Source organism: Chryseobacterium nakagawai (assembly GCF_900637665.1).
Classification (GTDB): Bacteria; Bacteroidota; Bacteroidia; order Flavobacteriales; family Weeksellaceae; genus Chryseobacterium; species Chryseobacterium nakagawai.
This window is the reverse complement of record NZ_LR134386.1, coordinates 2,084,121-2,109,224: the sequence shown is the minus strand read 5'-3', so window position 1 is coordinate 2,109,224 and position 25,104 is coordinate 2,084,121. Positions and strand designations below refer to the sequence as shown.

Sequence of the window (25,104 nt, the reverse complement as noted above, 5' to 3'; positions counted from 1 at the left end):
CAATTTTGCGGTTCAAAAAAAATTAATGATTGGATTGAATAATATTATCAACCAACCCGTTTTCAATTGGATTTCCACCACCGTTGTTATAAAAATCAAGCGGGATGATTCCCAATCTTTTCTTTCCTGAATATTGGGTATACTGTTTCAGCCATGGATTCATGGCCGGATCAACTCCTGAGCCTCCCCACGCATATTGATAAGGAGTATGATGGAAGACGCCATAGGCAATACTGTTAAAGCTTACATACAGAACAGCATCATTATTAGCATTTTTCTGCATAGCCCGTTCCAGGTTTTCCTGTACATATTTTACTTTTTTGTGGGTATCATAACTTTCATAATTATCCTCAATATAGAATTTCTGTCCATTGGCATTCGTTGTTTCAAAAGTCGTATCATCCTGCCATGCTCCAAACCTCACTCCTACTTTATTTTTATCAATTCCTGAGTTTCCTGCATTAAGTTCGAATCTATATAAAAAGAGAATTTTTCCTTTCGTTTCATTTAAGTTTGGAATGGCATTTCCCTGAAAGTAAAGGGTATTGTATTTTTTAAGGTATTGAATGAAATTATCAGAAATGTCCTGGCCGCTTTTCTCATTATTTACAGACATTAAAATAGTTTCAGACGGATGATCCTTTAAAAACGCCTGACAGGCATCCAATACATTACCAAAAGTAACTCCACAGGAAATAATACCATGATAAAGATCTAGCGGATCAGAAGAATTGGACGAATTCACGAGTCTGATATCCAGAAAACGAATCCCATTTTCCAATTGTTGTCTAATGTCATAGTTCTGACACCTTGCTCCAAATGATGCAGAAGAGATTTTATACGTTCCTGAATCGTGTGTTCCGGGGATACTTAAAGCTTTCAGTGAGACATTTTGATCCAATTTACTCATCCACTCCGACTCATTTAACTTAAGATAAAACTGGTTCACACCGGACACTGAAACATTACAGTTAAAATGCATATTACCATCTGTTCTTAAGATATAGGTACCCGATATCTTTTTAATATTTCGGCTCCCAATCCACCAGTTATTCTCCAATTTTGAATTGTGCCCCTGCCCAATCTGTACATCACGAAGCTCACAATGCCTGTTCTGGTAATCGAAAGATAAGATGCAGGTAAATGCAAAGTTCAATTTAGCCGGCAAAGCATCATTAGAGCTGCATCCAATAGCATCACCTCCTGATATCTTACTTTTGAACCATTGAGCCACCGTATCGGTGCCGTGTCTTCCGGCCTGGACGTCAATTTCCCAAGTATTTCCGGATTTCTGAATAATATCCGGCGTATTTTCCCAAGGTTGCCCAGAGGAAACGCTATGATCTGTAATGACCATTTTTAAGTTACTCACTCCCTCCATCATCTGGAGAAGAAATCTGTTGTGTTGTTTTGTTGGCATGATATGATGATTTAGTGATATTTCCGAAGAAAGCAGATAGATTAGCCTATCCTGCCAGACAAAATTAGATGGAATACAAGCACTTTCATAGCGTATAAATACGTGTTTTGAATTCGGGTATTTTTACTTAATTATAAATAAAAACCATAACTCATTTTATTCCTTTTTCTTGCTTATTTATAAACAATTTAATACAGTATATTTTTCACACCCTATTAGAATTAATTGAATAATATTTTATATTTTTAGTCTGCCCACAAAATCAATTATAAAAGCTTAAAAGAGACCTGTTAAAGTCTTTTCTTAATTAATTTAATAATATGAAATTTTCTCTCTATATATTAGTCATTTTTGTTTTTACATTAACTTCATGTAAAAAGAACTATATTATTTATTATAACAAAGTAAATCAAATAGACAGCATTTACAGAATGGCTAATAATCCTAATTTGGCCATTCAGCAATATCAAGAACTTTTTAAAGAATTCGAACCTAAAAATCAGGAAAGAATTGAAGAATATTCCACTTATCTTATACTTTCGGACAAATACAATAAAGATTTTGGAGGAAAAAAAAGCCTATATAAATTAATTCCCTTGATATCTCCCTACGATAATGAATATAAAAAATACTTACCCTTATTTAAAAAATATGATATAGACAGTACAGAAGTTATACAGAAAATAGCAGACTGGAAAAAAGAATTGAATCAGCAATTAATAGATTCTTTTCGTGTTGCCTTCAAAAGAGACCAACTAGGAAGACCATTTGATACAGCACTGGTGAGAAGAAATGTAGAAAAAAATGCAGCTCTTTTCAAATGGACCTTTGAAAAATTTGGGTTCCCTTCACAACAGAAGATAGGCAGTTTTCCTATGCTTACATTGCTAAGTCATATAGCCGACTCTAAAAGTTCTTACCCTTATTTCGAAAAGAAGGTACTTGAATATATCAAATCAGGAGACTGCCCGCCGCTATATTACTCTATGATGGTTGATGGTGGCAAACATTCTTTAGGTAAAAGTACCTACTATGGAATGGGACGTTCCTTTCTAAAAGAAATAGATTCTACAACCATAAACAAACACAGAAAAAGCATAGGACTGCCTTCACTAAAGCATGCTGAAAAACTAAAAAAGGATTATTTTTCAGGTTTTAAAAAAGAATTATATTAATGCAGTAGAGAAGTATTTTCTTAATAACCCGTAACAAAACATATTACTCAAATGTCTTATTATTAAAATCTTATGATAAAAATTATCATCTTTTTAATAGTTTCTCTTTCCTTGATTTCATGTCACGGCATGAAAAACAATTCAACTTCTGCTTATCATAAAGTTCAAAATTCTTTAGATGTGGAAATCAACAAAATATATCAACAAGGAAATTTTAATGGTTTTTCAGTGGCTATAGTTAATGATCAATCCACTCTTTATCAAAAAGGATTTGGCTTTTCAAATATTAAAGAAAAGAAACCCTACACCCTCAATACCATTCAAAATATTGCTTCTGTTTCTAAAACATTAGTTGGAATCGCTCTTTTGAAAGCTCAGGAATTGGGAAAACTGAAATTGGATGATCCGATACAAAAGTATTTACCATTTAAAACTGTGAATCCTAATTTTCCTCAGAAAACCATCACTATCCGCCAACTCGCTACCCATACTTCTTCTATTCTGGATAATGAATTTTATTTATCAAAAAATTACTTTCTAAAGCCCAAACAAAACCTGAATGGAGCAAAGCTTACTTTTGATGATGAGCAAGTATTCAATCCTTCTGATTCTATCCTGACAATGGGTTCTTTTTTAGAAAATGTGTTATCAGAACATGGAAAATGGAATGAAAATAGTTTTTCCACTCATAAACCAGGAGAAATCTATGAATATTCTAATGTGGGAACTGCATTAGCTGCTTTTATTATTGAGCAGGCAACCGGTCAGGAATTCAGTGCGTTTACCAAAGAATATATTCTGAAACCTTTACAGATGAACGATTCAGGATGGAAATTCGAAGATATTCAGTTTTCTAAATTCTCAAGACTTTATGAAAATCCTAAAACGGTTCTGCCTTATTATCTTTCAGCAACTTATCCTGACGGAGGATTTATCACCAATATTTCTGATTTAAGTAAATATTTAACTGAATTAATCAAAGGATACAATGGAAAAGGTACAATCCTGAACCCAAAAAGCTATAAAGAATACTTCACACCACAACTTACTGCTACGAATTTTACCGAAAGAAATACTCAAAATCCTTACAACGAATCTTACAATGTAGGAATATTCATGGGATTTGGTTATACAGGCTATATTGGTCATACAGGTGGAGATCCTGGGGTAATGTCGATGCTATTTTTTGATCCTAAAAATAATTTAGGTAGAATTATGATCTTCAATACTAATTTCTCGGATAAGAAAGGCAATGATGCTTTTTATGGAATATGGAATGTGTTAGAGAAATATCAGAATCATTTCCGGAAATAGCTTTAAAACTTCTTTTCATTTTATCTATATTTGTATAAAGACACAAATAAAAAGGTCATTATGGAAAAGCTAAGAAAGCAAAGAGGGTACACACAAGAATATATGTCTAATATTATCTCAACAGACGTCTCCAATTACTCCCGAAAAGAGAATGATGAAGTAAGAATTTTTGATGATGAATGGGAAAAACTAGCAAAAGCACTTGATGTTCCTGTAGAAGAAATAAAAGAGGAAAGGAAAACAGCAATAGTGCATAACAACCATGACAATACTACTTTCAATGATAATGCAGGAAGTTATTTTAACCATTTCCATAGTATTCCAGATTCTATTGTAGAGAATTTACAAAGTTATATTAAGATTCTGGAAGAACAAATTGAAACTTTGAAGGAAGAGAATAAAATATTGAAATCTAAATAAAAAGAGACCTAAAATAAAAAGAGAAGCTGTTGAGCTTCTCTTTTATTATTTCTATCCAAATTTTTTCTTTCTTAGCCAGAAGAATAATCCTCCGATAAGACCAATAACCATCAATGGGAGCAATAAATTCAGCCATTGCCAATTGGTTTTCTCTTCTTCTATCCTGTGTCTGTCAAGAAGTCTTTCTTCGATGTTTCTGTTTCTTAATTCCATCAGATTACTGTCATCCAACAGATAATCCAAAGCATTTCTAAGGAACTGTTCATTTCCAAACTGTTCATTTGTCAGCATGTCTACTCCCAATGGAAGTGGTTTTCCTTTAATGACTTTATTACGTCCTATATCTCCGTCTGCAATAACGATCATTTTATTTTCAGGACTTTCTGCTTTAAAACCAGGATACGATTTTCTTTCAATCCTTGAAGCATACGCAGAGTTAAATTTCCCTTCCAATGCTACCGCAAAGATCTTTGGAGTACTTGGTTTTTCCATTTGCCCGAGGCTGTCTACCGTGGCAATTTCTTTCAGATCAACATAATTCGGAACCTGTTTCAGCAATGTTCTTTCACTGGATTCGAAAAGAACTTTTGTTTTTATATTCTTTCTTCCCCCCAATGTATCAATAGAAGTTGGGAATTCGAATTTTACAGGGTTGATATTTTTAGTAATCGGATTATTATTTTCAGCAATTCCAAGAGGGAAATAAGGCCATGGCAGGCTTGTAAACTGAGGATTTCCACTTACCTCTCCCGTTACCAGCTTCAGCAGTGCATATTTCTTCACATCCTTCACCAACGCAGTATTGATTCTTAGTCCGTAATTGAAAAAGAAGTCAGTCATATTGATATCCACCGGGAAAGGCATTACTTTTTTAGATCTTGTCAGAGTATCCATTTCAGCATTTACCGCATCAATCATCCAAAGTGTTTTCCCACCATTCATGATATATTGGTCAAGAATTACCTTTTCATTATCTGTAAAGGCTTTTCTAGGTTTTGCAATCACTAAAGCACTCATCTGCTTCAATAAAGGCAGGTCCTGAAGACTAAGTTCGACTTGATTTTTAGGAATAATAGGTCCTGCATCGTAATTTTCCAATGCCAGCTGCATAAATCCCTGAAACTCATCCGGACTTAATTCGTCCTGATTGATCAGAACGCCTACTTTTTTCCTTTTATCAGCAGCAATATTTTTGATGTTTGAAACCAGGTTATATTCTAATCCTTCTATAGATCTTGTAAGCTGTTGATCTGCATCTATTCCTGTCTGCTGTACAATCAAAGGAATGGAAACACCTGTTTTATTATACCTGATCACTGCATACGGATAAATTGTAATCTGAGTAAATTTTCCATCCTTAGAATCCGGCAGGAAAGAAGCCTGCATACCCATTGCTGCCAAACTATCTTCCGGGATTTTAGGTCTCAATGGATCGATGAACTTGAAATCAATTTTCGGATTAATTTTCCTGAATTCCTCCAGCATAAACTTCGTCTCTCCCTGAAGCTGTTTAAAGCTTGCCGGGAAATCACCTTCAAGATAAACTTCTACAGTCAAAGGTTTTTTAACGGATTCCAGTACTTTAATGGTACTCTCAGAAAGGGTATATCTTTTTTCTTTTGTTAAATCAAATCTTATTCCTGAATAGGTAAGAATAATAACCAAAGGGATAATCGCAATTAAGAAAATCCCCAACGGAGATTTAGTATTGATCTTCTTCATACGCTACTTCTTTTTGTTAATAAAATGATTAGACAATACTAATGACGCGCTGATGACCAGAATAAAATAGGCAACATCCTTTACATCTATAAGACCTCTTGTGAAGCCCAGGAAATGCTGGTAAAAACCTATATTCTGCAGGATAAAATCTGCTCCGCCTAAAAGTTTATAACTTGCTAGCTGTTCGATTCCAAAATACATGATAAAGCACATGAAAACGCCTAGCAGATAAGCCATAATCTGATTTTGTGATAATGAAGAAGCTAAAATTCCGATTCCTGAAAAAGCTGCGATTAAAATAATCAGCCCGATATAACTTCCCAAGGTCATTCCAAGGTCAATATTACCTTCCGGAACTCCAAGAACATATACAGTATAAAGGTAAACTAGTGATGGAATCAGGCATAAAATCCCAACAATCCATACAGACAGGAATTTTCCTGTTACCAGTTCTGAAACTTTTAAAGGTTGTGAAAACAGCCAGTTCAGCGTTCCCGTTTGTTGCTCTTCAGCAAAAGTTTTCATGGAAAGCGCCGGAATAATGAACATCAAAAGCCATGGAACCAACACAAAATAGCTTTGCAGCGATGCTGCCCCGATCTCAAAAATATTAGAATCGTTGTCGAAAAAGAACAGAAATAGAGTTCCTATTAAACTGAAAGCGGCAATAATTACCCATGCGCTCCAGTTTCCAAAGTAACTCCAAAGTTCTTTCTTTAAAATTGCAATCATAGTTTTTTAGTAAAATGTAAAAAGTAAAAAAGCGTAAGACACACTTATTCTTTCACTTCAACAATTATTTGTTTTTTTTATTCTTATTAACAAGTTTTACGGTCATCATAATCAGAAATACAAGAACGAAAAATCCTGCAATTAATTGCCACCAGTATTCAATTGCCATCGATTTCAGGATTACAGTAAACACCACCAAGAATAAAATAAAAGTAGCAATTTCGTTAGCCTGTCTTAACTTGATGTTCGCTGTTTCCAATGTATTTCCGTTCAACGCTTTCAGTTTCAACACTTTTTTCCAGCACCAGTAGTGGTAGACGGCAAGCCCGATCAGGAAGGTCAGCTTTAAATGAAACCATCCCATTTTCATCAGTCCCGGATTTTTAAAGATCATAACCAATCCGCATACTGCCATAATGACTCCGGCAGGTACGGTGATAATATTCCATAGCCTTCTGGCCATAAATGTATACTGCTCCCTCAGAATTTTCTTTTTTTCTTCAGGAAATTCATCGGTATCCTTATAGTAAACAAAAAGTCTTACGAGATAAAAAATTCCCGCAAAATAACTTACCATAAAAATGATGTGCAGCGCTTTGATGATTGTATAAAGCATTCAGAAAAAATTAACAGCAAAGATAAGCTTATTCTATAATTTTTAAAAATAATTTTCTTTTGATTGGGAAAAGCTAATATTCCGATCAAAAGTTATTAAAAATTATATCTATATAAAAAAATGCTTCGGTTCGGGGCGGCTTTGCCGTCCCGAACCGAAGCTTATATTTCATTGATTTTATTCAACTCAGAAATTAAGAGATCACTCCCAATTCTTTTCCTACTTTTTCAAAAGCGACAATCGCTTTATCCAAATGTTCTTTGGTATGAGCAGCAGATAGCTGAACTCTGATTCTTGCTTTTCCTTTTGGTACTACCGGATAGAAGAATCCAATCACATAGATTCCTTCGTCCATTAGTTTTTCAGCCATTTTCTGAGAAAGCGGTGCATCATACAACATTACCGGAACAATCGCAGCATCTCCATCAGGAATATCAAATCCTTTAGCTTTCATTTCTGTTCTGAAATAGTCTGCATTTTCCATTACCTTATCACGAAGAGAAGTATCATCAGAAATCATGTCCAATACTTTCAAAGCAGCTCCTACAATTCCAGGTGCTAATGAATTGGAGAATAAGTAAGGACGGGAACGCTGTCTCAGCATATCGATGATCTCTTTTTTACCAGAAGTAAATCCACCTAAAGCGCCACCCAAAGCCTTTCCTAAAGTAGAGGTAATAATATCTACTCTACCCATTACTTCATTCGCTTCATGCGTTCCTCTCCCTGTTTTCCCGATAAATCCGGTTGCGTGGGAATCATCAACCATTACCAAAGCATCATATTTATCTGCAAGATCACAAACTCCTTTCAGGTCTGCCACAATTCCGTCCATTGAGAAAACACCATCCGTTACAATAATTTTGAAACGGTGATTTTTTTCTGAAGCAGCAATTAATTGAGCTTCAAGATCAGCCATATTGTTATTTTTATAACGATATCTTGCTGCTTTACAAAGACGTACTCCATCAATAATTGAGGCATGGTTCAGTTCATCAGAAATAATAGCATCTTCTTCTGTAAATAAAGGTTCAAAAACACCACCATTTGCATCAAAAGCGGCAGCATAAAGAATGGTATCTTCAAGTCCTAAGAAATCAGCAATCTTTTTCTCTAAATCTTTGTGAATATCCTGAGTTCCACAGATGAAACGTACAGATGACATTCCGTAACCATGAGACTGGATCATATCCTGAGAAGCTTTCATAACCTCCGGATTGTTGGATAATCCAAGATAATTATTGGCACAAAAGTTCAAAAGCTTTTTTCCGTTGGCTTCAATTTCTGCACTTTGTTGAGAAGTAATGATTCTTTCTCTTTTAAAAAGTCCGTCATTCTCAATATTTTGAAGTTCGTTCTGTAAATGTTGAAGGTATTTTTCAGAAATCATTTTTAGTAATTTTTTAGATGTGCTAATTTACTAAAAAGGCAGTAAAATAAAACCTTTTATACCCTTAATTCTAAAATTTGATCTTTAGTTTCATTTTTAACATTATTAGTCTACTGATTTTGTAGGATAATATTTATATTTGTTTAAAATTTCTGAATATGCAATTGATTCCGGTAAAGAAAACAAAGAAACTCGTTTCAAGAAACTTTATAACCCACCACATGAAAGCTCATGTTCCTGTCATTATTGAAGATTTTGTAGATCCCGAAAGCCCGGCCTTCAAAAAATGGAACTATGAATATTTCAAAGGAATAGCAGGCAATCAAAAGGTAGATATTTACGGCAGTGAAATGGATTCTATGGACAGAGTGGCCAGTCAGCCTATAGCACAGACTACATTCTCAGAATATCTTGACCTGATAGACTCCACCCCTACTGAGCATCGATTATTTCTGTTTAATTTACTAAGCATAAAACCGGAGCTTAAAAATGATATCATCTATAATGATGTTACCAATGGTAAAATATTAAAATGGTTACCTTTTATGTTCTTCGGAGGCCAGGGTTCTGCTACCCGGAATCATATTGATATTGACATGTCCCACGTTTTCATCACACAGTTTGAGGGAATTAAAAGAATCTGGCTATTTCCCTGGGAACAGTCTGATCTGATGTATAAATTACCTTATAATTTCCATAGTTTGCCTAATATAAAAACACCAGATTACCGGCAGTATCCAGCCTTACTCTATTTAAATGGGTATGAAGCCATCCTTCATCCAGGGGAAACCCTTTATATTCCGTCCGGATGGTGGCATTATATACAATATGAAACCGGAGGATATTCCGTATCAGTCAGAGCGCTACCAACAAGCCTTCTTGAAAAGTGGCGTGGATTTAAAAACCTGGTCATCACAAGAAATTTTGATAATATTATGCGAAATATCTTTAAAGAAAAATGGTTCAGATACAAAGTAAAAACAGCAAAGAAAAGGGGCACAAAAGCTTTCAAAAAACAAAAAAGCTTTCTGATATGAAAGCTTTTTATATTCTGTAATGTCTCTTAATGCTTAATGAATTTGATATGTTTTTCATTCACTGTAATCACATAGGCTCCCGGAACCAGTTCTCCGATCTGTATAGCTTTTCCGGGTTGATAAATAGCTTTTCTTACTAATTTTCCATCTATAGCATGAATAGAAAACCCTGCTGCTTTATCTATTCCTTTTAAATAAAGCTCATTTTTTGCTGGATTAGGATATAAACCAAAGCTATCCTTTTCTGCAGAAGATACGCTTAATGTATTATCCTGGACAACAGTAGAATTCTTTTCCAGAATCTGATGTTCATTATTAAACTGAACACTTGCTACAGGAAATGATATATTTTCAGCAAAATATTGGTTATTGAAAGTATTATTCAATACTAAATCAGCAGTCTGTCCACCTGTTCCGGTAACTTTTACAGGCAGAGGCATTTCGAAAAAGCTTACTGTAGGGCTGCTTTGTGTCTGAGAAACATTCAATGTAATCTGATTACCCGTTTGCTTCCACTTTATCGCATAAGTTGGATACCCTTCCCCATAGATCCAGTCATTAAAAAATTCTGTAAAATCTTTTCCGGTAGACTGAAGTAAGGATGCATTAAAGTCTGCGGTTCTCACATAGTTGTAAGCCAAAGCAGGTCTTCCGTGATAATCTTTAAGTGCCTGATAGAAAATATCATCACCTAAGATCCATTTTATCATTCTTAAAGCATACCCCCCTTTCGCATAGGTCAGCCTACTGTCAAAAATTCTGTAGATATCATTAAGTCCGGTATCAGGAACATAAGTAGTTCCCCCCACATTATTGGTAATTAAAGCTGTTTGATTAACAAGATAACTCATAAACTCATCATGGGTCATAATCAGCTTTTCATTGGCAACATGTTCTCCAAAAGTTGCAAAACCTTCATTCAGCCATATATCATTCCATATTCCACAAGTCACTTTATCTCCAAACCATTGATGAGCGAGTTCATGGGCAATAAGAGACTTAGTCCAGCCACTCATAGAAGACATGGTCTGATGTTCCATTCCACCGCCATTAAGATATTCCATATGCCCATATTTTTCATTACGGAAAGGATAAGATCCAAAATACATTTCAAAAATATCCATTATCTGTTTTGTCCATTCAATATTGGATACTTTTACCGGGTCTCCGGCTGTTGATGGGTAAATATAATTGACAAATGGAAATGGAGGGTTTCCGATGGTGCTATTCGTCTTGGCAAAATTTGTGATAGATAGTGCTATAAGATAAGCGGCAGTAGGATACATCGTTCTCCAAAAAGTCAACTTCTTCCCGGTTGTTGTAGAAATGATTTCAGACATTAATTTTCCGTTGGCTGCTACACTATATTGTGATGGCGTAGTCACTTTAAAATCAAATCTTTCGATCTTATCATTTAAGCTTTGCTTAGTAGGAAACCAGTCCTGTGCACCATACGGTTCATTTAAAGTAGAAAAAACAGGTATATTAGATCCTTGGCTTCCAATCATAACCGTATTATTTGCTGGGGAACCAGAATAATGAATTGTCAATGAATCTAAAGTATTTGCCGGAATAGAAGCCGGAAAATCTATTTTAATCTCCTGGGTAGAAAGCTGTTGAAACGGAATGTTACTACCATGGTATTGTACCTGAGAAACCGACAGGAGATTGGTAAGATCAAAATAAACACTACTTATACTCTGATTGGGTTTAAAATGCGAAGTCACAGATCCGGAAATATAATGAACAGCAGGATCAATACTCACATCCATTCTCTGATACTGTAAATCATAATTCAGGGTATTGGGATTCACGCTTCCGATTCCCATTTTTTTGGTAAAAGATTTCATTTCCTGTTCTACCAATCCTTTCATTTCAATAGTATCAATCTCTTTTTGACTATAAAGCTGCTGAACCATCAAAAAGCTCAACATCAGCAGATAAAATTTTCTCATATGCAGAAGTATTGTAATATTCAAATATAAAAAAAACCTCTTAATCATTGATTAAAAGGTTCTTATAATATATAAAATAAACGTGTTCTAAAGATCCAAAGCCGGTTCAAGAATCTTTTCCATTCTTTTCTTCACCATATCTACTGATCCTGAATAATTGTTCACCATTAAAGAGAAAACTAAGGTTTTACCAGAATTGGTCTTCAGGTAACCAGCCAGTGTTTTCACTTTATTTAAAGTTCCTGTTTTTGCAAAAACCTGTCCGTTTCCTGTCCCAAGGAACATTCTTTTCAAGGTTCCGGATTGTCCACCGATAGGTAAAGATGTTAAGTAAGATCTGTAATATTTCTCATCCATTAAAGAAGTCAAAAACTTCACCTGAGAAATGGGAGTCACATTATTGCTTCTTGAAAGTCCGCTTCCATCTATATAATTTAGACCCAACATGTCAAAACCAGCCTCTTTTAAGTGATCTGTCACTACAATTCTTCCTGATTCTGAAGTCTGATCTCCTAATTTTTGAAAACCTACTGTTCTCAATAACGCTTCTGCCAATGAATTATCACTATGCTGATTCGTATAATATATAATATCACCCAATGTTGGAGATTTGTAAGCAGAAATCATTTTTCTGTTTTCCGGAGTGGGATCCGTCATCTTTGCAGATACTTTTCCGGTAACAGGAATTCCGCTTTTCACCAAGGTAGTTCTGAAAGAATTTGCCAAATATGCTGGTGCATCCGGAAGTTTTGTTGTTAAAATTCCATCTCCATCATACTTTTCAGCATATACCATCTGATGAGCATAAGGTGAAACGTAGAAAAATTTCTTTTCTGTAGAAAAACCTGATTTCTTTACGATGAGTTTTTCATTAGCCGGATTAATGGCATGTGTGGTTCCTGCAGGCAGATAATAATTATTATTTTCCAACCATACAACATTTTCCGGAAGCATTGCAATATTGCCTTTGAAAAGCGCTGTCTGAATGATAATATCACCATTTACCTTTCGAATTCCCTCACGCGAAAGTCCACCTATGAAATCTGAAATAATGTCTCTATAAGATCCTGCTCCTGCTTTGTTTGTTCCCAGAGATGGATCTCCACTTCCTACTACATACAAATTTCCGTTTAACGTTCCGTTTTCATCTACAGTTCCTGAATATTCCAACTGAGTCATCCAACGATAGTTTTCCCCTAGGAGATTCAATGCTGTTTCAGTAGTCAGTAATTTTGTTGTGGAAGCTGGGACTAACGGCGAGCTTTCGTTGTACGAAGAAATAACCTTCTTCGTTTTCGGGTCATACACTACGAATCCCCATGTTGCATTTTTCAGCACAGGATCCGCCATCATTGTGTTTACATTAATGTCTACAAGTTCTTTAGCCGACAAAACGCTTTTCTCCACCATCGAACTTACAGGCGACGGAAGGTTTAAGCTGTTTTTCTGATTGTCGTAATTCTGAGAGTAAAGAACAGTAGAAACGGTAGATTGAGCCAGGAAGAAACCGGAAGCCAACACCGCTGCACTTGAAATATATTTTCTGAAATTTACCATCTATCCTTTTTTTGTTTCTATAGTTTGAGCCTGTAGAAAATGATAAGTTAAATCATTCAATAAAAAAGCCAAACACTTAATCAACGTCCAAAAGTAGAAATTATTGTCATACAACGGACCACAGAGGTCTTATAAAAGAGTGTAAAGTTTGTTAAAAATTGTTAAAAATCAACAAAAACATCCTTTTTAATGCTTTGATAAGCAGTAATTTCATCAAATTCTTTCAAACTTATCAAAACCATGTTTTTAAACTTTTCATAGTTTTTCCCACGCGGTAACTTCAGTAAAATCTGGAACTGATATAAATTATTTAACCTGGCAATCTGAGCTCTTTCCGGTCCCAAAATACATTCTTCAGGAAGATATTTTCTCAGAATAGAACCCAGGAACTGAGAGGCACGGTCTACCTTATCATCTCTCCTGTGTTTCAGTTCGATCATAATCAGTTTGGTAAACGGGGGATAGTGGAATTTCTGACGTTCGGTAAGAATATATTTATAGATTTTCGCAGGATTATTCATTTTAATCAGCTGAAATACGGAATGATCAGGATTATAAGTTTGAATCAGGATTTTACCTTTCCCTGAAACTCTTCCCGCTCTTCCGGAAACCTGTGTTATCAACTGATAGGCCCTTTCTTCAGCCCTGAAATCCTGTACATATAATAAGGAATCAGCTTTAGGAATAGCTACCAATTCTATATGGTCAAAATCCAGACCTTTGGAAATCATCTGTGTTCCTACTACAATATCGGTTTCTCCGTCTTCAATTTTCTCATACAGCTTTTCATAGGCAAACTTCTTACGCATAGAATCTACATCCATCCTGTCCACCTCATTTTCAGGAAACAGTTTGGATACTTCTTCGTGAATCTGCTCTACTCCTACTCCCCTTTCATTCAGGTTTTCTGAGTTACATTTCGGGCAGGTTCTAGGCTTTGAAGCTCTTTGACCACAATAATGACATTTCATTTCATTGGCCGCCTTATGATACGTCATTACCACATCACAATTGGAGCAATAATTAACATAACCACAGGTTTCACACTCTATAACATTGGCATATCCACGTCTGTTGTGAAGAACGATAGCCTGGTTCTTTTCATCAATTGTGTGCTTAATGGCGTCAATAAGCCTTGTAGAAAAATTTCCAGATACGTTTTTAGATTCCTGAGCTTCTTTGAAATTAATCAGTTCATATTCAGGAAGATTCACATTCCCGAACCTTTCATTCAGGAAAATGTATTTCATTTTATCTTTTCTGGCTCTGTAATAACTTTCAACAGAAGGGGTAGCAGAGCCCAGAATAACTCCGGCTTTATGCAAACCACCCAAAACCAGTGCAGCATCTTTAGCATTAAAATAGGGCGTAACTTCCCTTGGTTTATAAGCAGAATCGTGTTCTTCATCTACTACAATCAATCCCAGATCCTGATAAGGTAAAAACAAGGCATTTCTGGTTCCCACAAGAATACGGATATCATTCTGTTTAATTCTTCTCCACACCTCTACCCTTTCGAAATCTGTCAGTTTCTGATGGTAAAATCCTAACTGCCTGCCATATTTTTTTTCAAGTCTTTGGGTAATCTGTTTAGTCAGAGAAATTTCAGGAAGTAAAAAGAGGACGTTTTTCCCTTCTCTGATGCACTCTTCAATTTTCTCTAAATAAATATGAGTTTTTCCTGACGATGTTACACCATGAAGCAGCACATTTTTTCCTTCTTCAAAAGCTTCATCGATCTCAGATTTTGCTATTTTCTGCTCTTCAGAAAGTTCTTCTATCTCTTCAATTTCACCTTCATAACTTTCAATCCTGTCTTTCTGCATATAGTATTCCTCCACAAGGCCTTTGTCTGCCAATGCCTTGAAATGAGAGCTTCCAAAATAGCCGTCTTCAAACAATTCGGCTTTTTTAATATGAAGATCAGGATTTTCAGTCTGCTTTTCTAAAATTAAAAGGAACAGGTCTTTTTGCTTAGGAGCCTTATTCAGCTTTAAAAGAATTTCTGTAAGATTCTGATTGTTTAAAACACTATCATTAATTCTTACATAAGCTACTTCTTTCGCCTTATATTTTTCGGCAATTTTCTCATCAATCTCAATATACTGCAGATCGATCAGAGAATTGATGGTTTTAATAATTTCTTTCTTGGGAATAAATGCTTCAATATCTGTAAGATTAACCAATTGTCTTACTTCCAGCGCCTGAACCAAATACATTTCATTGACATCCAGATTTTCAAAATCAACAACTATTCCTGGTTTTAATTTTAAATACGTTTCGCTCTCCAGTTTTAAGGAAGATGGAAAAGCTAATCTGTAGATTTCTCCGAGGTTACACAGATAATAATCGGAAAGCCAATTCCAGAAACGGATTTGTTCTTCCGGAAGAATGGGTCTTTCATCCAAAATACTAATGACATCCTTCGCCACAAAGTTATCCGGAGCATTATCATGAAGTTCAAAAACAATTCCCGTATAGATCTTTTTTCCTCCAAATGGTACCAGAACCCTCATTCCTAATTGAATTTCAGGCATTAGTTCTTCCGGAACCTTATAGGTGAAGGATCCTTTTAAATTAAGTGGTAAAACGATTTGAGCGTATGGCAAGGGAAATATTTAAAGTGTAAAATTAGATGTTTCTGAAGAGAACTGCAATTTTTTGTTAATGATTCCGCCTATTTTGTATTATCTTTATTCACCATTTTTTTCATGGAAAATTACATTTTATTATTTTTGATAGGACTTATAGCTGGTGCTTTGAATGCGGCAGCTGGTGGTGGATCATTCATTACTTTTCCAGCTTTTATCTATGCAGGCGTTCCTCCGATTCAGGCTAATGCATCCAGTACTGTAGCATTATTTCCTGGTAGTTTAGCCAGTGCCTGGAAGTTCAAAGAGTATATTCAGCCTTTTCCCAATATTTCAATAACGGCAATGATTATTTTTACTCTTTTGGGGGGATGTGCAGGAGGCTTTCTTCTTTTATATACTCCATCAGCAGATTTTAAGCTAATAGTTCCATGGCTTCTTTTATTAGGTTCTCTCGCATTTGCATTTGGAAAACAAGCCGGTAACTGGCTTAGAAAAAGAATTAAAATTGGTTCCGGATTAGTTTTAGGTGCTCAGTTTATTTTAGGAATATATGGCGGTTATTTTGGTGGTGCAGTAGGAATTATGATGATGGCTGTATGGGCATTATTCGGCTTATCAGACATCAAAATCATCAATGCTAATAAAACACTTTTTACAGGAATAGCTAATGCTGCGGCAGTTATTTTATTTATTTCAGCGGGTAAAATATATTGGCCGGAAACCTGTACCATGATGGTTGCTACCATTCTAGGCGGATATTTTGGTGCTCATTTCACCAAAAAACTTGATCCGGTAAAGCTAAGAACCGGAATCATATTCTTCAATTTTCTGATTACCTTCGTTTTCTTTATTAAAACTTTTTCTTAGTCGAAACCTATATTTAGAATATAATATCTATTATCTCATACCACATTGCAGAGGTAAAAAACCCTACAATAATACTGACTCCGATAATCAGGTTGGTCAACTTTGTATTCAGCCTGAACTGTTCTGCAATGATACTTGAAGTCACTAATGTTGGCATGGCTGCTTCGAATATGGTAATTTTTGCGACATCTCCTTTTATTCCTAACAATAAAGCCATTCCCAATACAATTGCCGGAGCCAGAATCAATTTATAAAGCATGGAAGCTGACATCTGAGGAATAAGCTTTTTCCAGCCATTAAATTTCAATTGTAATCCAACTGAGAACAGAGCTAACGGGCTTACAGTAGCGGCTAATTTATCAAAAAGAGGTTCTGCTACGGTTAAATCTATAAATTGAGACAGTACCAAAGCAGAAATACAACCAATCAATGGTGGAAATGTAATCAGACGCTTCAAAATAAATACGGCGCTTACTTTTCCTGACTTACTTCCTCCTTTTACAGCAGCAATAATTCCCAATGTAGAAAGAGCGAAAAACATGGTTTGGTCGCAAATAATCGCGATACTCAAAAGACCTTCACCATAAAAAGCACTGATCAAAGGAAATCCGATGAAAGAGGTATTGCTGTAACCGCTCGCCAACTCCAACGTACTTCTTGACCGCCTTGAATATCCTCTACTTTTACTGTAAAACATTACATAAAAGAAACAAAATACAGAGACTAAGAAAGTGGCTGCAATCGGAAAAAGCATTTCCGTTGTCCATTGTACCTTCGGCAGGTATTTGAATGAAACTGCCGGTAGAGCAAGATAAAGAATCCAGGTATTGATCCCCTTGTGGGCATCCGGGTGGATAGATTTTGTTGCTTTGAATATCATTCCTGCAATAATGCACACTGCAATCAGAACAAAATTTACCATAACTATAAAGAAATATGCTGCAAAGTTACGGCTGATTTTTGAGGTGGGAATAGGAAAATTTATATTTTTTTGAGTAAGATTTCGATTGAAAACAACATTAATTAGATAAATAGCTTAGTTTTTCTAAACGTTATAGGTTTTTGAAACCTATAACGTTTTGGTACTGTTAAATAACTTCTTCACTAATTTTCAAAAATTTCAAATAAACTCATCACCTCAACCTTATCCAAAGATTTCGAAAGAGTAATTCTTTTTGATGTCCCTGGTAACAGATCAAAGAAGTTATCACTGAAATGAGTATCTCCGATCAGGTATACGTCCTTTGCCAAAACATCTGTTGAGACTTCAATTTCTGTTGGCGATATTTTTTTAATGGTAATATTAGGTTTTGAGAGTTTCAAATCTTTAGGTTTTGCCGGAAAGAAAAGCTTTTCGAGCTTCACATCTTCACTGTCTGAACTTATTTTCAAAACAGATTTTGATACATCAAATTTTGCCAGATCCGCTTTGTTAATACTCAAAACTTTCTCACTCACATCAGCCTTCAACTCTTTATTAATATTAGATTTCCATAGCTGTTTTCCTTCAAAATCAATGAGTTCAAATTTTATATCAGCTTTTATCTCTTTCAATACATCACTAATCAGATAGATTTCATAAGCTTTACTATTTTCAGCAACAGAAATCAGTACAGGCTCAAAACTTCTTTTTGCCTGATAGTGAAAAGCCTTCCAATTTCCTAAATAATCAATGGACGACCATGAAACTACCGGCCAGCAGTCATTAAGCTGCCAGTACAATGTTCCCATATTATAAGGTTTTGCTCTACGATGAGCTTCTATTGCAATCTGCATTCCTCTCGCCTGTAGCAGTTGGGATACATAATTATACTTCACAAAACCTGTCGGTATTGCATAGTCCCGTTCCATATATTTATTGATAATCTCCCAGCCTCTTGCATGTTTTTCATGGGCTTTAATAGTCGGGTTTTGTAGGTCTAAATCAGAAACTCCGGAAAACATTGATTTCGTTGTGGCTAAAGTTGGCATTCCCTGAAAACCATATTCAGACATAAAGCGGCCTACTTTTTCATTATACATTTCGAAAGGCTGTTCGCCCCACCAAACACCCCAATAATGAGAATCTCCTTCTGTAAGGCTTTCCTTATGTCCCCATCCGATAGATGGTGAGCTTGGCCAATACAGATTTTTATCCGGTGTAAGGCTTTGTTTCAATGTATTAGGAATAACTTCATGAAACAGCTTTTTATAATCTTTCCAAACCAGCAAAGAATCTGCTTTTGAGTATTTAAACTGTTTCTGATATCCCCAATTGACAATGGCTTCATCAATTTCATTATTTCCACACCATAAGGCAATGGAAGGATGGTTTTGCAGTCTGTTGACCTGATCTTTCACTTCTTCCTCTACATTCTCCAAAAACTCCTGATCTGCCGGATAAAAACTTCCTGCAAACATAAAATCCTGCCACACCAAAATTCCGTTTTCATCACAGGCTTTGTAGAATTCTTCATCTTCATAGATCCCACCACCCCAGATCCGGATCATATTCATATTGGCTTCTTTGGCAGCCTTAATCAGTTTTTGATATTTTTCTTTTGTAATCCTTGGCGAGAAACTGTCAGCAGGAATCCAGTTTGTACCTTTGATGTATAATGGGTTTCCATTAACTTTAAAATAAAAAGATTTGCCCTTTTCATCTTTCTCCTGAATAAGTTCAATATCTCTCAAACCATATGTAACATTGATATCTCTAATAATTCGTCCTCCTTTCTTGTATAAGGAAATCTTTGTAGTATATACAGTAGGCTTTCCTCTTCCATTAGGCTCCCATCTCTTCGGATCTTTGATATTATAAGGAAGTCTAATTGTATTAAAACCTTTATTAAGATGAAATTTATGCATTCCTCTGTTTAAGTTGAACCATGTAAAGTACTCCCCCTCTTCTTCAGCGAAAATGTTCATATTAAATGATACCTGGGCCAATGAATCAGTAAGTGACTTTTGCTCAACCTGAATATGATTAACTTTTGCATTTCTCCAAAACTCCAGTTTTACATCCTTCCAGATTCCTGCTGTTACTAATCTTGGACCCCAATCCCAGCCAAACTGATACTGTGCTTTTCTTACAAAGCTTCGTGGCGATTCCGGCATGGTAAACGGAACCTTTTCTGCCCGTTCTTTTCCTTCATTGACTGCAGATTTAAATTTGATCTGTAACAGATTTGTTCCCTGCTTCAAATATTCTTTCACTGGAATCTCCCAAATCCTAAACATATTATCTGTTTTCTTCAGTAGTTTCCCATTAAGATAAATGTCAGAAAATGTATCTAATCCATTAAAAACAAGATCAATATTGTCGTAATCAAATTCCTTGAATGATATATTAAAATTAGTCTGATAATTCCAATCTTCATTTTCTACCCATTGAACTTTCTTTTCATTTTCGTCCTTGAAAGGATCCGGAATAAGCTTATTGGTCATCAAATCCAAATGAACCGTTCCTGGAACCTTAGCCGGAAACCAGTTTTTATCTTTTGAATTTTTGAACTGCCAGTTTTCAGAGGACAGGCTTCTTTCCGAATACTGAGCAAAAAGAATATTCTGAATAAAAAGGAAAGCAAAAAGTAAAGTTTTACGCATCAATGATTTTGTTTACAATTCTATGGATTCCGTGTTTAATAAGTTCACTATTGAAATTAATAAGAAGTCCGAGTTTTATATGAGTTTGTTTTAAATAAGTCAACACCTGAGCATTGAAAATAGGATGCAATTCCAAGACAGCTTTAACTTCGATGATTACTTTATCTTCTACAATCAAATCAATTTTATATGCATTTTCTATCGAGATTTCCTTGTATTGAAGTGATAAAGCAACTTGTTGTTTAACATTAAGACCTAAGGTTCTTAATTCGTAAGCTAATGCTGTTTCATAGGCATTTTCTAGTAGCCCAACACCTAAGTTTTTATGGACTTCTATAGCGGCGCCTATTATTTTGTAAGATAATTCGTTTTCGGTCATTTGTGTTTGTATATTTTTTTAAACGCAAAGTTTTTATTTTGAGTACGTATTATCTTTAAGGGAGCTAAGAAAGAATCGATTTGCAATCGATTATGATGAAGCGGATGTTATCTATCTGCTTATTTAGCGGCTTTGACGCCTTACTTTACTTCCTTAAAACATAATACACTATTAGATAAAACTTTGCGTCTAAATTAATTCTAATATCGTATACTTTTCAAATAAACTTCCTCTTATAGTAGGCTATCCTACATCTTATTTCTTAAGAACCTCTATAGCGGCTCCTATTATTTTGTAAGATAATTCATTTTCGGTCATTTGTATTTGTATATTTTTTTAAACGCAAAGTTTTTATTTTGCGTACGTATTGTTTTTAAGTGGGCTAAGAGGGAATCGATTTACAATCGATTCTGATGAAGCGGATATTATCCATCTGCTTATTTAGCGGCTTTGCCGCCTTACTTTGCTTCCTTAAAACATAATACACTATTAGATAAAACTTTGCGTTTAAATATATTTTCAATATTATCTACTTTTCAAAAAATAATCTCCAAAAAAACTAATAGTAGTTTTGTCATTCCGAGGAACGAGGAATCTCCAGTATTATTGAGATTCTTCGCTATGCTCAGAATGACAAATTGAATATTTAGTGATTATTTATTCTTCAAAGCAATCACCTCATCAGGATTAGCAAAAGATCCTCCATCAGTAATCGCTGAAGAGTGGAAGTAACCAGCTTTTGTAGCTTGTCTTATCTCTTCAATATTTGAGGAACGAAGACCACCCCCTACAAGAATTTCAATTCTTCCATTGGAAAAAGTAATTAATTTTTTCAGGTTTTCTTTTCCTTCTGAAACATTAGGCTTCTGTCCTGATGTGAGAATGGTTGTAAAACCACATTCAATGACTTTCTCCAGAGATTCTTCCAGGCCTTTTGCTCTGTCGAAGGCCCGATGGAATGTACAAGGAAGTGGTGAAGCCAATTCAACCAAGGTTTTATTCTGCTCCTTATTCACCTCATCATTTTCATCCAGAATACCGAATACAAAACCATCAATATTCAATGATTTCAATGCGGTTAAGTCGGTCTTCATCTGCTCAAATTCAGCGTCCGAATAAGTAAAATCACCTCCTCTGGGGCGGATCATCACAAAGATTGGAATATTTATTTTCTCTCTTAATTTTTTTGTAGATTCAAAATCGGGAGTTGTTCCTCCTTCGCTTAATCCTGAACAAAGTTCTATTCTATCAGCTCCATTTTCAAAAGCAATCATTGCTGATTCAGGATTAAAACATGCTATTTCTATTTTTGACATCGTCTTTTTTATCTTTTAATTAAATTCGGGAATATCTTGCAGTACATCGGCTATCAAAAAAGAATCTTTATCTTTTCTAACTTTAACTTTTACAGGATATATAGCTTTTAATGCTTTATCATTAAGAACAACATCAAACAAGTAGCTGTTATCATTTTCAGAGATCAACTGGCATTTTGTTACCTGTACTTTATCCCAATCCTGGCCGGCGATTAAGAATCCAACTCCTATGCCCGCCTTTTTAGTATCGAATTTCCCTTTCCATTTGTTATTGAATTCTTTTTCTGTAAGACTTCCATCTACATCCATATCAACACTCATCGCATCACCTTTATAATCGTAATACTCTTTGGTGGTTATTTTCTGCATATTCTTATCCAGGTTACCAAGATCTGACCTAAAGTACTCTTCAATACTTTTTTCCAGCCATTTTTTCGCTTCTTCTGCTTCATTAGTTTGAGCCTTCGTATGCAGTACCACTTTTTCTTTCACTTCAGGTTCTGGTTGGGTTGCAATTACTTCTTTCTTTTCTTCTTTACATCCTATTATTAAAAATAATGAAGCGATGATCGTTCTTTTCATATTCTATTGGTCTATTTTTTGGCAGTGCCGCTTATATTTAGTTTATATGTATTGGTTTATATGCACATACAGGCAAATTAAAGATTTCCTTCTTTCTCAACCACGAATACACGAATAATTCATTAGCGCATTCGTGGCCATAGAAAAATTGTGTATTATTTCACTGCAAACTCAGGTGTTTCCAGGCGATTTCCTTTCTGGTCATATACCGCGAAATTAAATCCATCCTGGATGCAATAGGCACCATATTCTCCTTTTTTATTGATGGCGATAAAGCCTACCTGAATATCTTTAAGGTTTTTATTTCTTCTCTGGTTGATCTTTACAATTCTATCTACCGCTTCTTTACAAGCCTGTTGTGGACTTCTTCCCTGTCTCATCAATTCTACCACAAGATGTGTTCCTACTGTTCTGATCACTTCTTCACCATGTCCGGTTGCTGTTGCAGCTCCCACTTCATTATCTACAAATAACCCAGCTCCGATAATAGGGGAATCTCCTACTCTTCCATGCATTTTGAAAGCCATTCCACTGGTTGTACAAGCTCCTGAAAGGTTTCCTTGGGCATCAAGAGCAATCATTCCTATGGTATCATGATTTTCAATATTAGCAATAGGTTTATATTTACTTGTTTTCAACCATTCTTTCCATTCTTTTTCGGATTCTTCCGTAAGAAGGTTTTCTTTTTTGAAGCCCTGTGAAAGGGCAAATTGTAATGCTCCGTCTCCTACCAACATGACGTGAGGTGTCTTTTCCATTACCCCTCTTGCTACGGAAATAGGATTTTTAATATGTTCCAGGCAAGCCACTGAACCGATATTGTAATTATCATCCATGATACAGGCATCCAATGTTACCCTGCCATCTCTGTCCGGGCGTCCACCATATCCAACACTTCTTTCTTTAGGATCTAATTCTACCAGTCGGACTCCTTTTTCAACCGCATCCAGAGCTTTTCCTCCTTTTCCAAGGATTGTCCAGGCTTCTTCATTGGCTTTGATCCCAAAATTCCAGGTTGAAAGAACGATAGGTTTATTGGTAACGGTATTGTTTTCAGGTAATTCTTTCGCCATTAGATCTAATGGATTTACAGCCAGTGCTGCTGTAGCGATTCCCAGTTTTTTGATAAAACTTCTTCGGTTATTATTCATTGTATATCAAAATTATAGTATTAACAAATCTAAAAAAAACTTCTCTGAAATCCTTAGTCTCGCTTAACGAATATTGATATCCTATTTTTAGCTATCTTTACTGCTGTAATGGATGCGTTTAAAACTTTCAGGAATATTGTTTTCTTTCAGGATTTATCTGATGAGGAAATTAATGTTTTGGTAAGCATCAGTACACCCAAACTTCTTCGAAAAAAAGAAATACTGGCAGAACCGGGACAGTCTTTTAATCAGTTATTTATTCTTTCCAACGGATTACTGAGATTTTTCTTTGATGATGAAAATGGTATTGAAACTAATCTTTTTTTACCTTCAGAAAAAGAAGCTGCCATTATGGAGAGTCCGGAATCATTTTCGGAAAAAAGTGAAAGAAAATATACGATTGAAGCTGTTGTAGAATCTCAGATCTTTTTATTTAACAAAACTGAATTTGAAGAATTGGCATTCCAGCACAGAGGAATTTATAACGCGTATCTGAAATCTTTAAAACAGATCATTAACACTTTAAAGGTACGCACCGAGCAGCTTTGCTCCACCTCTCCTCATTCACGATATGAAGACTTTCTGGAAACCCGTCCTTTCACTTCTCAAAACGCCAATAGAAAGTATATTGCTAATTTTCTGGGCATCACTCCCAATTCGCTTTCAAGGATGACTGCAAGGGTTCATAAAAAAAGGAACGAAAGAAAAAAATAACTTAGGAATACTTTTTCTCACTTTATTCGATCTATTTTTGCTTACTCAAAATACTGTTACACAAATTATTAAAAGCAAAAATGAGAAAAATATCATTTACAAAACACTATCTATTATAGAAATATTATTAGGACTTTAAGGTAACCAACTGACATTGATTAATGTTTCGGTTACCATCTTGTTTTACATTTCATTCTACCTTATACAATTATATTATGCAAAGAATATCCATACTTCTCTGCCTGTTACTTTCATGCAATTTTGTTCAGGCATCTACAGGTGGCATAGAAGACCATATAGCTGATGGTGCATCCTGGCTCATCTTACTTGTTTTACCTTTTGCCGGGATCTACCTTTTCTGGAAAGTTCACATTTATCCGGAGAAAGTAGCCGAAAAAAAGAATCATCCTCAGCTCAACGCCATAAAAAGTATGTGCCTCCTTTCCCTTGTTTTTGGAGGCCTTTTATGGCCGATTGCCTTAATTTGGGCGAATTATGATTACACCAATCAGAATGAACAAAAAAAAGATTCGGAGACTACCGAACCTGAAGAAATTGACATAATTGAAAATTAACCA

21 protein-coding genes are annotated in these 25,104 nt (G+C 35.3%); 7 read left to right on the top strand and 14 right to left on the bottom strand.

From position 1 onward, the window contains the following. Window positions 1-22: 22 nt before the first annotated feature. On the bottom strand, window positions 23-1,420 hold the full coding sequence (locus tag EL260_RS09550) for a phosphatidylinositol-specific phospholipase C (protein WP_123860027.1): 1,398 nt from the start codon (window positions 1,418-1,420) through the stop codon (window positions 23-25). 320 nt (window positions 1,421-1,740) lie between these two features. Here EL260_RS09550 and EL260_RS09545 point away from each other — a divergent pair, with 320 nt between their 5' ends. The 3 genes from EL260_RS09545 (at window position 1,741) to EL260_RS09535 (ending at window position 4,329) form a co-directional block, all read left to right on the top strand. Continuing rightward, the gene (locus EL260_RS09545; RefSeq protein ID WP_123860025.1) at window positions 1,741-2,595 is read left to right on the top strand and encodes a hypothetical protein; all 855 of its coding nucleotides are present in this window, start codon (window positions 1,741-1,743) and stop codon (window positions 2,593-2,595) included. 129 nt (window positions 2,596-2,724) lie between these two features. Further along, window positions 2,725-3,909: a serine hydrolase domain-containing protein gene (locus EL260_RS09540; protein WP_228445389.1), complete on the top strand. Its 1,185-nt coding sequence runs from the start codon at window positions 2,725-2,727 to the stop codon at window positions 3,907-3,909. A gap of 60 nt (window positions 3,910-3,969) precedes the next feature. After that, a complete protein-coding gene (locus EL260_RS09535; protein WP_123860021.1) occupies window positions 3,970-4,329 on the top strand; it encodes a helix-turn-helix domain-containing protein in 360 nt (119 codons plus the stop codon). Window positions 4,330-4,380: 51 nt separating this feature from the next. Here EL260_RS09535 and gldG read toward each other — a convergent pair whose 3' ends face one another. From gldG to kbl, 4 genes are all read right to left on the bottom strand, one after another. After that, window positions 4,381-6,051, bottom strand: a complete 1,671-nt coding sequence (gene gldG, locus EL260_RS09530) for a gliding motility-associated ABC transporter substrate-binding protein GldG (protein ID WP_123860019.1) — start codon at window positions 6,049-6,051, stop codon at window positions 4,381-4,383. 3 nt (window positions 6,052-6,054) lie between these two features. Continuing rightward, on the bottom strand, window positions 6,055-6,783 hold the full coding sequence (locus EL260_RS09525) for an ABC transporter permease (protein WP_123860017.1): 729 nt from the start codon (window positions 6,781-6,783) through the stop codon (window positions 6,055-6,057). A gap of 64 nt (window positions 6,784-6,847) precedes the next feature. After that, the gene (locus EL260_RS09520; protein ID WP_123860014.1) at window positions 6,848-7,399 is read right to left on the bottom strand and encodes a CopD family protein; all 552 of its coding nucleotides are present in this window, start codon (window positions 7,397-7,399) and stop codon (window positions 6,848-6,850) included. Between the two features lie 193 nt (window positions 7,400-7,592). Continuing rightward, entirely contained in the window at window positions 7,593-8,789 is a 1,197-nt protein-coding gene (gene kbl / locus EL260_RS09515; protein ID WP_123860012.1) for a glycine C-acetyltransferase, read from the bottom strand. A gap of 158 nt (window positions 8,790-8,947) precedes the next feature. Between kbl and EL260_RS09510 the strand changes: the two genes are divergently transcribed. Next, on the top strand, window positions 8,948-9,826 hold the full coding sequence (locus EL260_RS09510) for a cupin-like domain-containing protein (RefSeq protein WP_123860010.1): 879 nt from the start codon (window positions 8,948-8,950) through the stop codon (window positions 9,824-9,826). 26 nt (window positions 9,827-9,852) lie between these two features. Here EL260_RS09510 and EL260_RS09505 read toward each other — a convergent pair whose 3' ends face one another. From EL260_RS09505 to priA, 3 genes are all read right to left on the bottom strand, one after another. After that, a complete protein-coding gene (locus EL260_RS09505; protein ID WP_123860007.1) occupies window positions 9,853-11,781 on the bottom strand; it encodes a M1 family metallopeptidase in 1,929 nt (642 codons plus the stop codon). Between the two features lie 87 nt (window positions 11,782-11,868). Beyond that, window positions 11,869-13,338 carry a D-alanyl-D-alanine carboxypeptidase/D-alanyl-D-alanine endopeptidase gene (gene dacB, locus EL260_RS09500; protein WP_123860005.1) on the bottom strand — a complete coding sequence of 490 codons (1,470 nt, stop codon included), beginning with the start codon at window positions 13,336-13,338 and terminating at the stop codon, window positions 11,869-11,871. Window positions 13,339-13,499: 161 nt separating this feature from the next. After that, window positions 13,500-15,947: a replication restart helicase PriA gene (priA, locus tag EL260_RS09495; RefSeq protein WP_123860003.1), complete on the bottom strand. Its 2,448-nt coding sequence runs from the start codon at window positions 15,945-15,947 to the stop codon at window positions 13,500-13,502. 102 nt (window positions 15,948-16,049) lie between these two features. On the opposite strand from priA, the gene EL260_RS09490 reads away from it, so the two are divergent. Then, window positions 16,050-16,799 carry a sulfite exporter TauE/SafE family protein gene (locus EL260_RS09490; RefSeq protein WP_123860001.1) on the top strand — a complete coding sequence of 250 codons (750 nt, stop codon included), beginning with the start codon at window positions 16,050-16,052 and terminating at the stop codon, window positions 16,797-16,799. Window positions 16,800-16,812: 13 nt separating this feature from the next. Here the strand turns inward: EL260_RS09490 and EL260_RS09485 are convergent, their stop codons facing one another. The 6 genes from EL260_RS09485 to EL260_RS09460 all read right to left on the bottom strand — a co-directional run bounded on the left by EL260_RS09485 (window position 16,813) and on the right by EL260_RS09460 (window position 23,812). Next, on the bottom strand, window positions 16,813-17,721 hold the full coding sequence (locus EL260_RS09485) for an AEC family transporter (RefSeq protein ID WP_123859999.1): 909 nt from the start codon (window positions 17,719-17,721) through the stop codon (window positions 16,813-16,815). A 182-nt stretch (window positions 17,722-17,903) separates the two neighbouring features. Then, window positions 17,904-20,384: a beta-mannosidase gene (locus EL260_RS09480; RefSeq protein ID WP_123859997.1), complete on the bottom strand. Its 2,481-nt coding sequence runs from the start codon at window positions 20,382-20,384 to the stop codon at window positions 17,904-17,906. Further along, window positions 20,377-20,763 (bottom strand): GxxExxY protein, encoded by a 387-nt coding sequence (locus EL260_RS09475; RefSeq protein ID WP_123859995.1) that lies wholly within the window; start codon window positions 20,761-20,763, stop codon window positions 20,377-20,379. Before EL260_RS09475 ends, EL260_RS09480 begins: the two co-directional genes overlap by 8 nt. A gap of 653 nt (window positions 20,764-21,416) precedes the next feature. Next, window positions 21,417-22,079, bottom strand: a complete 663-nt coding sequence (locus EL260_RS09470; RefSeq protein WP_123859994.1) for a copper homeostasis protein CutC — start codon at window positions 22,077-22,079, stop codon at window positions 21,417-21,419. A gap of 15 nt (window positions 22,080-22,094) precedes the next feature. Continuing rightward, on the bottom strand, window positions 22,095-22,661 hold the full coding sequence (locus tag EL260_RS09465; protein WP_123859992.1) for a hypothetical protein: 567 nt from the start codon (window positions 22,659-22,661) through the stop codon (window positions 22,095-22,097). A 155-nt stretch (window positions 22,662-22,816) separates the two neighbouring features. Beyond that, window positions 22,817-23,812, bottom strand: a complete 996-nt coding sequence (locus EL260_RS09460; protein WP_123859990.1) for an isoaspartyl peptidase/L-asparaginase family protein — start codon at window positions 23,810-23,812, stop codon at window positions 22,817-22,819. Window positions 23,813-23,920: 108 nt separating this feature from the next. Here EL260_RS09460 and EL260_RS09455 point away from each other — a divergent pair, with 108 nt between their 5' ends. Together EL260_RS09455 and EL260_RS09450 are read left to right on the top strand one after the other, a co-directional pair. Continuing rightward, the gene (locus EL260_RS09455) at window positions 23,921-24,526 is read left to right on the top strand and encodes a Crp/Fnr family transcriptional regulator (RefSeq protein WP_228445387.1); all 606 of its coding nucleotides are present in this window, start codon (window positions 23,921-23,923) and stop codon (window positions 24,524-24,526) included. Window positions 24,527-24,741: 215 nt separating this feature from the next. Next, window positions 24,742-25,101 carry a DUF3302 domain-containing protein gene (locus tag EL260_RS09450; protein WP_123859988.1) on the top strand — a complete coding sequence of 120 codons (360 nt, stop codon included), beginning with the start codon at window positions 24,742-24,744 and terminating at the stop codon, window positions 25,099-25,101. Window positions 25,102-25,104 lie beyond the last annotated feature (3 nt).